The sequence below is a fragment of the Novosphingobium percolationis genome (genome assembly GCF_020179425.1).
Taxonomy (GTDB): Bacteria; Pseudomonadota; Alphaproteobacteria; order Sphingomonadales; family Sphingomonadaceae; genus Novosphingobium; species Novosphingobium percolationis.
Genome location: NZ_JAILYM010000002.1, coordinates 225,281 through 238,702, shown reverse-complemented (window position 1 = coordinate 238,702; position 13,422 = coordinate 225,281). Strand labels below are relative to the sequence as shown.

At 65.5% G+C, this 13,422-nt stretch carries 11 protein-coding genes; 7 read left to right on the top strand and 4 right to left on the bottom strand.

Features of this window, described 5'->3' with window-relative positions:
* The first annotated feature begins 163 nt into the window (after window positions 1–163).
* Together K3A84_RS05585 and K3A84_RS05580 are read left to right on the top strand one after the other, a co-directional pair.
* A complete protein-coding gene (locus K3A84_RS05585; RefSeq protein ID WP_225008344.1) occupies window positions 164–826 on the top strand; it encodes a TetR family transcriptional regulator in 663 nt (220 codons plus the stop codon).
* Window positions 827–910: 84 nt separating this feature from the next.
* Complete coding sequence (locus tag K3A84_RS05580) at window positions 911–1,684, top strand: SDR family NAD(P)-dependent oxidoreductase (RefSeq protein WP_225008343.1); 774 nt, start codon at window positions 911–913, stop codon at window positions 1,682–1,684.
* A gap of 36 nt (window positions 1,685–1,720) precedes the next feature.
* Here K3A84_RS05580 and K3A84_RS05575 read toward each other — a convergent pair whose 3' ends face one another.
* Both K3A84_RS05575 and K3A84_RS05570 read right to left on the bottom strand, forming a co-directional pair.
* Complete coding sequence (locus tag K3A84_RS05575) at window positions 1,721–2,521, bottom strand: crotonase/enoyl-CoA hydratase family protein (RefSeq protein ID WP_225008342.1); 801 nt, start codon at window positions 2,519–2,521, stop codon at window positions 1,721–1,723.
* A gap of 26 nt (window positions 2,522–2,547) precedes the next feature.
* Window positions 2,548–3,330 carry an enoyl-CoA hydratase-related protein gene (locus K3A84_RS05570; protein WP_225008341.1) on the bottom strand — a complete coding sequence of 261 codons (783 nt, stop codon included), beginning with the start codon at window positions 3,328–3,330 and terminating at the stop codon, window positions 2,548–2,550.
* A 390-nt stretch (window positions 3,331–3,720) separates the two neighbouring features.
* Here K3A84_RS05570 and K3A84_RS05565 point away from each other — a divergent pair, with 390 nt between their 5' ends.
* Both K3A84_RS05565 and K3A84_RS05560 read left to right on the top strand, forming a co-directional pair.
* Window positions 3,721–6,066 (top strand): TonB-dependent receptor, encoded by a 2,346-nt coding sequence (locus tag K3A84_RS05565; protein WP_225008340.1) that lies wholly within the window; start codon window positions 3,721–3,723, stop codon window positions 6,064–6,066.
* Between the two features lie 110 nt (window positions 6,067–6,176).
* On the top strand, window positions 6,177–7,559 hold the full coding sequence (locus K3A84_RS05560) for an acyl-CoA dehydrogenase family protein (RefSeq protein WP_225008339.1): 1,383 nt from the start codon (window positions 6,177–6,179) through the stop codon (window positions 7,557–7,559).
* Window positions 7,560–7,676: 117 nt separating this feature from the next.
* Here the strand turns inward: K3A84_RS05560 and K3A84_RS05555 are convergent, their stop codons facing one another.
* On the bottom strand, window positions 7,677–8,375 hold the full coding sequence (locus tag K3A84_RS05555) for a TetR/AcrR family transcriptional regulator (RefSeq protein WP_225008338.1): 699 nt from the start codon (window positions 8,373–8,375) through the stop codon (window positions 7,677–7,679).
* 122 nt (window positions 8,376–8,497) lie between these two features.
* Here K3A84_RS05555 and K3A84_RS05550 point away from each other — a divergent pair, with 122 nt between their 5' ends.
* The 3 genes from K3A84_RS05550 to K3A84_RS05540 all read left to right on the top strand — a co-directional run bounded on the left by K3A84_RS05550 (window position 8,498) and on the right by K3A84_RS05540 (window position 11,654).
* Complete coding sequence (locus K3A84_RS05550) at window positions 8,498–9,793, top strand: acyl-CoA dehydrogenase family protein (protein WP_225008337.1); 1,296 nt, start codon at window positions 8,498–8,500, stop codon at window positions 9,791–9,793.
* A gap of 63 nt (window positions 9,794–9,856) precedes the next feature.
* A complete protein-coding gene (locus tag K3A84_RS05545) occupies window positions 9,857–10,771 on the top strand; it encodes an SMP-30/gluconolactonase/LRE family protein (protein ID WP_225008336.1) in 915 nt (304 codons plus the stop codon).
* A gap of 16 nt (window positions 10,772–10,787) precedes the next feature.
* On the top strand, window positions 10,788–11,654 hold the full coding sequence (locus tag K3A84_RS05540; RefSeq protein WP_225008335.1) for an enoyl-CoA hydratase-related protein: 867 nt from the start codon (window positions 10,788–10,790) through the stop codon (window positions 11,652–11,654).
* A 73-nt stretch (window positions 11,655–11,727) separates the two neighbouring features.
* Here the strand turns inward: K3A84_RS05540 and K3A84_RS05535 are convergent, their stop codons facing one another.
* Window positions 11,728–13,344 (bottom strand): acyl-CoA synthetase, encoded by a 1,617-nt coding sequence (locus K3A84_RS05535; RefSeq protein WP_318248293.1) that lies wholly within the window; start codon window positions 13,342–13,344, stop codon window positions 11,728–11,730.
* Window positions 13,345–13,422: the final 78 nt, after the last annotated feature.

The window sequence follows — 13,422 nt, the reverse complement described above, 5'->3', positions numbered from 1 at the left end:
CGCTGCCCGCTGCCACGCGCCCTCGCGCGAAGCCAAGCCTGCCGTAGCGTCCGCCGCGCAAATGCCTTGCCGATTTGCTTGACCAATTAACGCAATGGCCCTAATGCGCCCGTTTCGATCCCGCGCCCGGTCGCACGATTGCGCGCACTGCCACAGGCCCCTGATGACCAGACCGACGACTGCCCGGCGCAAAGCTCAGCCCGCCAAGGGGGCCAGCGAGGCCCGCTCGACCCGCGACCTGCTGCTCGACGCCACCGGCGCGCTGATGAGCGAGGGCAACACCACCACGGTCAGCTTCGCCGACATTTCGGAACGCTCGGGCATCAACTCGGCGCTGATCCGCTACCACTTCGGCAACAAGCAGGGCCTGCTCGAAGCGCTGATCGAGCGCGACGCGGGCGCCAGCTACGACGGGCTCGACCGGCTCGTGGGCATGGACATTTCGCCCGAAGAGAAGATGCGGATGCACATCCAGGGGATCATGCGGCTCTACCACCGCTACCCCTACCTCAACCGCCTGCTGATCGAATTGCAATCGCAGAGCGAGACCGAGATCGCGCACCACATTTCGGAACGCTACACCCGCCGAGCGGTCAACGCGCAGGTCGCGATTCTGGAGGAAGGCTTCAAGGCGGGCGTGTTCCGCAAGGTCGATCCGATGCTGTTCCACTTCTCGCTGGTGGGCGCGTGCGATGGCATCTTCCACTCGCGCTCGGCGCTCGACCACGTGTTCGGAGTCAAGCAGATCGACGAAACCTTGCGCGATCGCTTCGCCGAGCAAGTGGCAGAGATCGTGCTGTCGGGCCTGCGCCCGGTCGGGGGCTGAACACGCACCGCACCATCTCTTTGATTGTCAATTACCTGATCAACAAATAGCGTGCGCCCGAACGGATAAACGGGAGAGACGCGCATGGATCTGGGCCTCAAGGACAAGGTTATCGTGGTGGCAGGCGCGAGCCGGGGCATCGGCCTTGGCATCGTGGACGCCTGCATGGCCGAAGGGGCGAAGCTTGCCATCGCCGCGCGCGGGGAACAGGCGCTCGAAGTACAACGCGCGCGCCTAGCCGCGCAGTACGGCGAATCCCGGGTCTGGGCCATGGCGGGCGACCTGCGGGAAGCCGCCACGATCGACGCGCTGGTGGCAGGCGCCGAGGCCAACCTCGGCCCGGTGTGGGGCGCCGTCGCCAACGTCGGCCTGCACCCCTGCCCGCCGGGTTTCGAGGTGGACGATGCCACCTGGGATGCCGGAATCAACCAGAACCTCGATTCCGCCTTCAAGTTCGCCCGCGCAGCCATGCGGGTGATGGTCCCCCGCAAGGCCGGCTCGGTGCTGATGATCAGCTCGATCGCCGGGCTGGGCGCGCTGGGCACGCCCGTTACCTACGGCACCGCCAAGGCCGCGATGAACCACCTTGCCAAGGAACTGGCGCGGGTGAGCGGCAAGGACGGGGTGCGCGTCAACGCCATCGCGCCGGGCAACATCATCTTCCCCGGCGGCGACTGGGAAGAACGGGCCAATGGCGAACGCGGCGAGGCGTGGTGGGCCTGGATCCGCCGCGAAGTGCCGCTGCGCCGCTTCGGCACGCCGGAGGAAATCGGCAATGCTGCCGCCTTCCTGCTGAGCGAACGCGCCAGCTTCATCACCGGCGCGATCCTGCCCGTGGACGGTGGCCAGACGCGCTAGCGCCCGGCCACCTCCCGCGCCGTTCAGACGTGCCGTTCAGGCATACTGGGCTTCGCGCTTCTCGAGCCGCGCCTTGACCGCCTCGCTCTGGTTGGGCGAGCCGATCAGGGCGCCGATCTCGCGGCTTTCCGCCTTGAGCATGTCGAGGGTCGAGCTATCGGCGCCCATGTTGAAGATGCGCTTGGCAGCCTTGATCGCGTCGGGGTTCTTGCCCGCAATCTCGCGTGCATAGGCCAGCGCCTCGGCGCGCGGATCGGCGCAGACCCGGGTTGCCAGGCCGATCGCCAGGGCTTCCTCGCCTTCGACGATGCGGGCCGAATAGACCAGATCGCGCGCGACGTCGGCCCGGACCAGTTCGCGCAGGATCGGGAACGCGCCCATGTCGGGGATCAGGCCCCAGTTCATTTCGAACGCGCTGAGCTTCGCATCGGCGGTCACGAAGCGGAAGTCCCCGCCGAGCATCAGCTGGAAGCCCGCGCCCAGTGCCACGCCGTGCACGGCCATGATCACCGGCACCGCAAGGTCGCGCCAGCCATAGCTTACCTGCTGCCCGCGATTGGCCCCGGTCTCGGTGCGCGGCAGGTCCACGATCGCCGCGCCGCTCTTGAACTCGCCCGAAACCATCTTGCCGAAGCTCGACAGGTCCAGCCCCGCCGAAAAACACGGGCCCTCGCCCGAAACCACGACCACCCGCACCGCCGGGTTGGCGGCGATCTCGGCGATGGCTTCGTTGATTCCGGCGAACATGGCGTCGTCGAAGGCGTTGCGCTTTTCCGCGCGGGTCAGGCGGACGTCGGCGACGCCGCCCTCGATGGTGATGCTGACACGATCGTTCATGACAATTCTCCCGGTAACCGTTGATTTCAGCGCTGGTTGAAGCGCGCCGGGCGCTTCTGGAGGAAGGCGGCGACGCCTTCTGCAAAGTCGGGGCTCTTGCCCACCTGGCGTTGCAGATTGCGTTCGAGCGCCAGTTCATCGCCGAAGCCATTGTCGGCGGCGTACCATCCCGCCTTGCGGATCAGCCCGAGCGCCAGACGCGGCCCGTTGGCGAGCTGCTGTTCGATGGCGAGCGCGGTGGCGTCGGCCTCCTCGGTCGGCACCACGCGGTTGATCATGCCCCAGTCGAGCGCCTTGGCGGCGGGCAGGCGTTCGCCCAGCAGCATCATTTCCATCGCGCGCGCGCGGCCCGCCGTGCGCGTCAGCAGCCAGGGCGAACCGCCATCGGGCACAAGTCCGATGCGGCAGAACGCCTGCAGGAAATAGGCATCATCGCCCGCAACGATCAGGTCGCCAACCAGCGCCAGCGATGCGCCCACGCCGGCCGCTGCCCCGCGCACCGAGGTGATGAACGGGATCGACAGGTCGCGGATGGTCATCATCAGCGGGTTGACGGTGTCCTGCAACACGATCCCTGCATCGATCTCACCGCTGCCCATCCGGGGGCCCGACAGGTTCGCGCCCGAACAGAACGCCTTGTCGCTGCCCGCCAGCAGCACCGCGCCGCAATCGGATTCCGCAGCGAGCAGCGCGTCGCGCAGTTCGGCGGCCATGTCCATGCCCAGCGCGTTGCGCGTGGCGGGGTCGTTGAAGCGGATGACGCAGACGTCGCCCTCGCGCTCGATCAGAAGCTTGCCGGATCCGGCCATGTCTCTTGTTCCTGTCCCTTGCGGCCCCATGCACACGGATCGCGCGTGGGCCTTGCCTTTCGCGTCCAATGCGGCATTCTCAGATTTCAATTAATCGCTCAAGTAAAATACTTCAGGATGCCCACGCGGGAACGCGAAGGAACATTATCTCTTGAACTTCAAACACTTGGATGAATTTTTGCGTAGCAAGCGGGGGATTCTTCAGCCCCGCCGACTGTCTATGGCGAGGGAATCGGGCGCAAGAGCACTGGACATATATATAACGTGATATAAAAATATCACCGCTGGCCCTCGTGCGCATCGTGCATGGCGGCCGGCGAACAACGAAAGGGACGGTCGCAGGATGCGTCGAAGCACCGGCGGGACGATCCCACAGGAGAGGATTGAACCATGTCCAGAACATCGACCGTACGCGGCCTTTGCCTGACGACCGCGCCCCTTGCCCTGCTCGCGCTTCCAGCGCTGGCCCATGCCCAGCAGGCCTCCCAGGCTGGCGCCACGACCCCCGATGACAACCTCTACGGCGCAATCATCGTCACCGCGCAGAAGCGCGCCGCCAAGATCAACGACGTGCCGATGTCGATCACCGCGGCAAGCGGCGACCAGCTGACCAAGCTGGGCGTTACAGACGCCTCGCAGCTCACCAAGGTGGTTCCGGGCTTCACCTACAACGAAACCGCCTACGGCACCCCTGTGTTCACCATCCGCGGCGTCGGCTTCCAGGAAACCAGCCTTGGCGCCAGTCCGGCCGTCAGCTCCTACATCGACGAAGTGCCGGTGCCGTTCTCGGCCGAAACCGTCGGCCTCGGGCTCGATCTGGAGCGCCTCGAAGTGCTGAAGGGGCCGCAGGGCACGCTGTTCGGCTCGAACTCCACCGGCGGCGCGCTCAACTACATCGCGGGCAAGCCCACCGACAAGCTCAGCGCGGGCTTTGACGCGAGCTTCGGCAGCTTCAACACCCTCGATCTGCAAGGCCATGTCGCTGCTCCGATCACGGATACGCTCGGCGTCCGCGTATCGGCCCGCTACACCAGCGGCGACGGCTTCCAGAAGAGCATGACCCGCCCCGGCGACCGGCTCGGCTCCAAGGACTTCCTGCAGGGCCGCATACTGCTGGTTTGGGAGCCCACCTCGAACTGGAAGACAACGCTCAACATCACCGCGCAGCGCGATCGGTCAGAATCGCTGGCGCCGCAATATTACCAGTTCGTCGCGCTCAACGATGGCCCGCTGATCCCGGACGGCTTCCGCAACTTCCCGCGCGCGCCAAAGGACAACCGCGTCAGCGACTGGGACCCGAACGTCAACTTCAAGCGCAACAACCGCTTCTACTTCGGCTCCCTGCGCAACGAGCTGGACCTGGGCGATGCCGCGCACATCACCTCGCTGACCTCGCTGCAGCGCTTCCGTCGCTACCAGCCGGTCGAAGGCGACGGCACCCCGTTCAACGATTACCGCGCAGAAAGCTACGGCAAGATCAACACCTTCTACCAGGAGTTGCGGCTCGACGGTAAGGTCGGCAACGCCACCTACATCGTCGGCGCGAACTACGAGTACGACTACGTCGACGACAACACGATCCAGATCTACCGGCAGTCATCGAGCGCCAGCGTATTCGGCATTCCGCTTGGCGACACGCGACCCAACACGCAGCAACGCCTGCGCACGTACGGTGTGTTCGGCAACCTCGATTACGAGCTGTCGGACAAGGTGACAGCGCATGCCGGAATCCGCTTCACCCAGGCCAACCGCGAACTGCTCTACGGCTGCGGGCAGGACATCGACGGCAGCTGGGGCCTCGTCTCTCAGGCGATCCAGGGCTACATCCACTTCCTGCGGGGCGAACCGATCACCTCGACACCGATCCCGGTCGGCGGTTGCGGCACGATCAACCTCGACAATGTCCAGCCCGAGGGCGCGCACGCCAAGCTCAACCAGAACAACCTATCCTGGCGCCTCGGGCTTGATTTCAAGCCGACCCGCGACGTGCTGCTCTACGCGAACGTATCCCGGGGCTACAAGGCGGGCAGCTTCCCGACACTTGCCGCCGCCACGACGCGCCAGTTTGATCCGGTGGTGCAGGAAACCGTGCTCGCGTTCGAGGCAGGCGCCAAGGTCACGGCCGCCAACGGCCGCATCCAGGCCAACGGCGCGGTGTTCTACTACGACTACAAGAACAAGCAGATCCTCGGTCGCATCCCCGACATCGCATTCGGCCCGCTGCCCTCGCTGGTCAACGTGCCCAAGTCGCGCATCTGGGGCGCCGAGCTCGATGTCACGCTGAACCCCGTCGACGGCCTGCGCATCCGCCCTGCCGTCACCTACCTCAACTCGCGCCTCGGCGACGGGTTCGTGAACTACGATTCCTTCGGCGCAGAAGGGAACTTCGGCGGCGAGCCCTTCCCCTACACGCCCAAGTGGCAGGCCAACGTTGACGCCGAATACAGCTTCCCCGTCAACGACGGCATCGACGCCTTCGTCGGCGGCAACATGCTCTACTACGGCAAGACCAACGGCGCCTTCGGCGAGTACAAGGTGCTGGCGATCGATGCCTACACCACATTCGATGCGCGCCTCGGCATTGCCAGCCACGACGACAAGTGGCGGCTCCAGTTCTGGGCCCGCAACCTGACCGACAAGTACTACTGGACCGCATCGTTCCGCGTGAACGACTCGGTCAACCGCTACCCCGGCAGCCCGCGCACCTTCGGCGCGACGCTGAGCGTCAAATACTGAACCGCAGGATGGCGCAGGCTAGCATCATCCTCGCCACAACGGCATCCGGCCAGGCCCTTGCGCCTGGTCGGCGCTGCCGCCTGCCCCAACGATAACGACGGAGAGACACGATGGATTTCAACCTGCCCCAGGACCTGCTCGATTACCTGAAGGAGCTGGACGCGTTCATCGAGAAGGAGATCAAGCCGCTTGAGGATGCCGACGACAACGTCCGCTTCTTCGACCACCGCCGCGAATGGGCGCGCACCGATTTCGAGCGCGACGGCCTGCCGCGCGAGGAATGGGAAGAGCTGATGCGCGAAGCCAAGCGCCGCGCCGACAAGGCCGGCCACCTGCGCTTTGCCATGGATCCCAAGTTCGGCGGCAAGGGCGGTTCGAACCTGTGGATGACCGTGATCCGCGAATACCTCGCGGCCAAGGGCCTGGGCCTGCACTACGACCAGCAGACCGAGCACTCGATCGTCGCCAACAACCCCTTTGCCAAGATGTTCGACGATTTCGGCACGCCCGAACAGCGCGCCGAATTCATCCAGGGCATGTTCGATGGCACCCGCCGCATCACCTTCGGCCTGACCGAACCCTACCACGGGTCCGACGCCACCCACATGGAAACGCGCGCCGTGCGCGAAACCCGTGACGGCGTCGAAGGCTGGCTGATCAACGGCGAGAAGATGTGGACGACCGGCATGCACGTCGCCACCCATTGCGCGCTGTTCGCCCGTACCACCGGCGAAGACGGCGCGGCGCGTGGCATCACCTGCTTCCTCGTCCCGACCGAAGATCCGGGCGTGAAGGTCGAGGAGTACCTGTGGACCTTCAACATGCCGACCGACCACCCGCGCGTGTCGTTCACCAATGTCTGGGTGCCCGACAGCGCGATCTTCGGCCCCATCGACAACGGGTTGCCGCTGGCGCAGTCGTTCGTGCATGAAAACCGCATCCGCCAGGCTGCAGGTTCGCTCGGATCAGCGGTCTATTGCATCGAGGAATCGGTGCGCTACGCCCGGATGCGTCAGCCCTTTGGCGAGGATCTGGCGCGCAACCAGGCGATCCAGTTCCCGCTCGTGGAACTGGCCACCCAGTGCGAGATGCTGCGCCTGCTGATCCGCAAGACCGCATGGGAAATGGACCAGATGACCCATCCCGAGGTCGAAAAGCGCATTTCGGACAAGGTGTCGATGTGCAACTACTGGGCGAACCGGCTGTGCTGCGAAGCGGCCGACCGCGCGATCCAGGTCCACGGCGGCATCGGCTATTCGCGCCACAAGCCGTTCGAGCACATCTATCGCCACCACCGCCGCTACCGCATCACCGAAGGCACCGAGGAAATCCAGATGCGCAAGGTCGCGGCGTTCCTGTTCGGCTATCTCGGCCCGAAGCGGAAGGAGTTCGCCGAACTCACCTACGACGATGTCGACTATCGCAAGCAGTCGCAGATCCGTCCGCGCAGCGGCTGGCAGGCGATCGACACGACCCGCCCGGAAGCGATGTAAGTGCCCATCGGGGACACTCCTCCCGGCAGTGCGGGCGTTCGGTTCTTGCCGACCGGCGCCCGCTGCCACCTCCTCCCAGCGAGTGCCCCCACCCGGAGGGCGGAAGGCCGCGCGTGCTTACCCCCCGCGCGCTTTCCGCTCTTCGGCCTCTTTCAGCGCGGCCTGATCGGCGGCGATCCGCACCTCCAGTCCGGGGCGCGCCGCATCGCTCGCCGCGCCGCACAGGATCAGCGCATAGCCCAACCTGATGGTCGGCCCCAACGAGGCCACGCACAGGTCGCCCGCCACCCAGTCGAGCATGACCGAGCGGAACTGGTGGTCGAGCTGGCGCAGCAGGAACGCAGGTTCGATACCCTCGCGCAGGGCCCCGGCGCGCGCGATGTCGCTCACCAGCCCCAGCCAGAACGCATCGCGGCGCGGGTTGTAGATTGCGCCGCGCACTTCGCCCGATACGGCGAAGACCTCGCGCCACAGCGTGGTGTAGAACGCCGGGTCGCCCAGGTAGAAGCCGACCGCCAGATCGACCACCGCAAAGATGTGGTCGACCGGATCGCCGGTCCGCGCCTCGGCATAGCGCGCGCGGAAATCGCGCACGTCTTCCAGCACGGCCAGCACCACTGCGCCGCGCGATCCGAACAAGTTGTAGGGCGTGGCAAGGCTGACCCCTGCACGCTCGGCCAGCGCACGCATGGAAAGGCCGGTGCTGCCGGTCTCGCGGATCATTTCCTTGGCGGCATGGATGATACGGCGGCGCCGTTCCTCCTTGCCCGCCTCGCGGCGTCCCCCCGATGCTGCGCGCAAGGTCTGCTCGCTCATTCCACCTCTTTCCGCATCCCACCGGGTCCTGACAACCCACAGGGCATAGCGCGAAAAACAATTGCTGAAACCCCGCAACCGGCCCGGCAAGGTGGCCGCAAAACCCAAGAGAGGATGTCCTGATGGATTTTACCTATACCGATCGACAGCAATACTGGGTCGATCGCGTCTCGCGCTTCATGGATGAGCACGTCTATCCCGCGATTCCGATCTACGAACAGCAGCACGAAGAAGGCGAGCGCTGGAAGGTCATCCCCATCCTCGAAGAGCTGAAGGCCAAGGCCAAGGCCGCGGGCCTGTGGAACCTGTTCATGCCGCCGCATTCGGGCCAGCCGCAGCTTGACGACACCTTCGTGTTCGAAGGCGAACAGCTGACCAACCTCGAATATGCGCCCGTGGCCGAACTGTTCGGCCGCGTCGGCTTTGCCTCGGAAGTGTTCAACTGCTCCGCGCCCGATACCGGCAACATGGAAGTACTCTTCCGTTATGGCACGCGCGAACAGAAGGAACAGTGGCTGCGCCCGCTGATGAACGGCGAAATCCGCTCGGCCTTCCTGATGACCGAGCCGGCCGTCGCTTCGTCAGATGCCACCAACATCGAGACCAGCATCGTGCGCGATGGCGATCACTACGTCATCAACGGGCGCAAGTGGTGGTCCTCGGGCGTGGGCGATCCGCGCTGCAAGGTCGCGATCCTGATGGGCAAGACCGATCCCTCCGCCGGGTCGTACACCCAGCAGAGCCAGGTGCTGGTGCCGATGGACACGCCCGGCATCAAGATCGTGCGGATGCTGCCCGTGTTCGGCTATGACGATGCGCCGCATGGCCATGCCGAAGTGCTGCTCGAAAACGTGCGCGTGCCGGTCGAGAACGTGATCTGGGGCGAAGGCCGCGGGTTCGAGATCGCGCAAGGGCGCCTCGGGCCGGGCCGCATCCACCACTGCATGCGCTCGATCGGCACGGCGGAAGTCGCGCTCGAAAAGATGGCGCGCCGCCTGCAATCGCGCATCGCCTTCGGCAAGGCGGTATCGAGCCATTCGGTGTGGGAACAGCGCATCGCGCGCGCGCGCATCGACATCGAGATGACCCGCCTGCTCTGCCTCAAGGCGGCGGACATGATGGACCGCGCAGGGAACAAGTCCGCCCGCCTCGAAATCGCGATGATCAAGGTTCAGGCGCCGAACATGGCGTTGTCGATCATCGACGATGCGATCCAGGCCTTCGGCGGCGCGGGCGTCACCAGCGATCCCGGCCTCGCCCGCATGTGGGCGGGCCAGCGCAGCTTGCGCATCGCCGACGGTCCGGACGAAGTCCACGCCCGCACCATCGCGCGCATGGAATTCGGCAAGTACGCCGACGAGTTGACGCGCGCCAAGAACGAAGCCGCCGCCAAGCTGCACGTTCCGGGCATCCGCTGAACCGCGACGGGACATGACCGGGGGGTGGCCACAACGGGCCACCCCCTACCGGGAGAGAGAACAATGGAATTCGAACTGATCACCGAAGGGCTGCAATTCCCCGAAGGTCCCATCGCCACGGCCGACGGTTCGGTCGTGCTGGTCGAAATCAAGCGCCAGACGCTCACCCGCGTCCACCCGGACGGACGACAGGAAGTGATCGCGCAACTCGGCGGCGGCCCCAACGGGGCGGCGGTCGGCCCGGATGGCGCGGTCTATGTCTGCAACAACGGCGGTTTCCAGTGGAACGAGGCTGGCGGCCTGCTGCTGCCCCACGGCACGCCCGACTACTACGTCTCCGGCTCGATCCAGCGCGTCGATCTTGCCAGCGGCGAAGTGACCACGCTTTACAGCGAATGCGACGGCAAGCCCCTGCGCGGCCCCAACGACATCGTGTTCGACAAGGACGGCGGTTTCTGGTTCACCGACCTTGGCAAGAGCAACGGCGATGTCAGCCACGTCGGCCACCTCCATTACGCCACCATCGACGGCAAGAAGATCGTGCTGGCGCGCGATGGCATGACCACGCCCAACGGCGTAGGCCTCTCGCCCGACGGCAGCCGCGTGTTCGTGGCCGAAACGCAGACCGGCCGGCTGTGGGAATTCGACATCGCCCGCCCGGGCGAACTGGCTGCACCTGCCGACATGTGGACCGCTGGCAAGGTCATGGGACCGCTGCCGGGTTACCAGCTGTTCGACAGCCTTGCGGTCGAGGCCGACGGCCGGGTCTGCGTGGCGACGCTCGTCAACGGGGGGATCACCTCGTTCAACCCGGCAGACGGCACCTGGGAGCACTATGCCTTCCCGGACCCGATCACGACCAACATCTGCTTCGGCGGCGATGACATGCAGACCGCGTTCATCACCTGCTCGGGCACCGGCAAGCTCTACAAGGCGCGCTGGCCCCGCCCCGGCCTGAAGCTGCACTTCAACGCCTGAGGCATAGGAAAAACCGATGCAATTCAGCGACATCCTCTATGCCGTCGACGGGCCGGTGGCGACCATCACGCTCAACCGGCCCGACAAGCTCAACGCCTTCACCGCGACCATGGGTGCCGAGCTTGCCCAGGCGGTGCGCCTCGCCAACGACGACGATGCCGTGCGCGTGGTGATCCTGACCGGCGCGGGTCGGGGCTTCTGCGCCGGGGCCGATATCTCGGCGGGGGCGGGCAGCTTCGACACCAAGTCGGGCGAAGGCGCCAAGAACTTCGGGGCCAGCCGCAGTGCCGATGGCGACGGCGGGCTTGGCGGTGACAGCGGGTTCGTGGGCGCGCTGTTCAATTCGAAAAAGGCAACGATTGCAGCGTTCAACGGCCCTGCCGTTGGCGTTGGGGCGACGATGGCGCTGCCGACCGACATCAAGATCGCGTCGGATCAGGCGCGCTTCGGCTTCGTGTTCGCGCGGCGGGGACTGGTGCCCGAAGCGGGCAGCGCGTGGTTCCTGCCGCGTCTGGTCGGCACCGCGCAGGCGCTGCGCTGGTCGATCGAGGGCAATGTTTTTGACGCGGCAGAAGCACTTAAGGGCGGTCTGGTGAGCGAGGTGGTGCCCCACGACCAGTTGCTTGCCCGCGCCCGCGAAATTGCGCTGGGCATCGCCGAAAACACCTCGGCGGTGTCGGTCGCGCTGACGCGGGCAATGATCTGGCGGTTCGGCTCGGCGGCACTGCCATTCGACCTTCTCAAGATCGACGGGCCCTTCGCGATGGAGCTGGGATCGGGTGGTGATGTGAGGGAAGGCGTTGCTTCCTTTATAGAAAAGCGCAAGCCCGCCTTCCCGAACAAGGTCTCCACCGACATGCCGAGCGGCTATCCATGGTGGTGAACTGAACGACACCTAAACGCACCTGAACGACACCTAGACGTGGTCGGGGGCTACCGAGCGGCCCCCGAACACGTCACGGACGCAGCAGAACCAGTCGCCCGTCCCTGATCCATTCGCGCAGTTCGCGCTTCAGCACCTTGCCCGAGGCGTTCTTGGGCAGTTCGTCGACGAAGGCGACCGCGCGCGGCTTCTTGTAGCTGGCGATGTGGTCACGACAGTGCATGACGAGATCGGCGGGCGTGGCGCTCTCGCCATTGCGACAGGAGATCACGGCGACCACTTCCTCGCCCCACTTTTCGTCCTCGGCGCCGATGACGGCGGCCTCCAGCACGGCGGGGTGCTTGTAGAGCACTTCCTCGACCTCGCGCGGGTAGACGTTTTCGCCGCCGGTGACGATCATGTCCTTCTTGCGGTCGACAATCCAGAGATAGCCTTCCTCGTTCCAGCGGCCGACATCGCCGGTGTGGAACCACCCATCGACGAAGGATTTCGCTGTAGCTTCAGGATTGCGCCAGTAGCCGGACAGGACCTGGTCCCCTTTGACGAGGATTTCGCCTTCCTGCCCTGTCGCAACGTCATTGCCATCAGCATCGACCACGCGGACGCGGGACAGCAGCATCTGGTGGCCGACCGAGTTGAGCGTGGGCAGGCCTTCGTCGACCGCGCGGTCGTGTTCCTCGGCCGTCAGGACCATGACGTTGCCGCCCAGTTCGGTCATGCCGAAGCCGGTGGCAAAGCGCACTTGCGGCCAGATTTCCCGCGCGCGCAGCAACACCGCGGCGGGCATCGCCGAAGCGCCGTAGCCGATGTTGCGCAAGCTGGAGAGGTCGTAGTTCACGCGGGCCGGGTGGTTCAGCAGCATCGCGATCATCGTCGGGGCGAGCGAGAGCGCGGTTACCTTGTGCCGCTCGATCGTGGCGAAGAATACCTCGATGTCGAAGTTCTGCATGATGACCACGGGGACGGCGCGGACGTGGTTCACCAGCAGCGCGTAGCCCGCGACGTGGTACATCGGGAAGGTGAGCATGAACACCGGCTCGGGCCCGTCGGGCGGATCCTTGTCCCAGCTGACGAGGCTGTTCATCACCGCCGCCACGACATTGCGATGGCTGAGCATCGCGCCCTTGGGCAAGCCGGTGGTGCCCGACGTGTAGAGCAGCCAGGCGAGGTCGTCCTCGCCCACCTTGACCGGCGGGGGGCTGGCTTCGCCGGTGGCGAGAAACGCCTCGAAGCCGAGCGTGCCGGGCTGCACCTGACCGATCGAGACGAAATGCCTGACGCTGGGGATCTGGCCACGGATCTGCTCGATCGCGCCCATGAACTTGTCCTCGACGATGAGGACCGAAGGCTCGGCGTTGCCGATGATCCACGCCAGCTCGCGCGGGGAGAGGCGGTAGTTGAGGAAGGTGAGCGCCATGCCCGCCGAGGGCACGCCATAGTAGGCAAGCACATATTCGGGGCAGTTTTCGGCGAGAATGGCGATGCGATCGCCCTTGTCGGCGATTCGCAGCAGCGCATTGCCCAGGGCCCACGACTTGTCGCGCATCTGGGCGTAGGTCCATGCCCGCCCCTGAAACTGCACCGCCAGCACATCGGGCGCGCGGTGCGCGGCGAGCGCCGGAATATCTCCTACCAGCATAGGCTTGTCCTCTCTCGTCCCGCCGGATTTTCCCGGTCGCGGTGAACTTATATCTTGTTATAAGTTATTCAGCGCAAGAGTCTTCGCGGACCGACATATCACCGCGTCCGCGTTTGACTAAGCGATTAA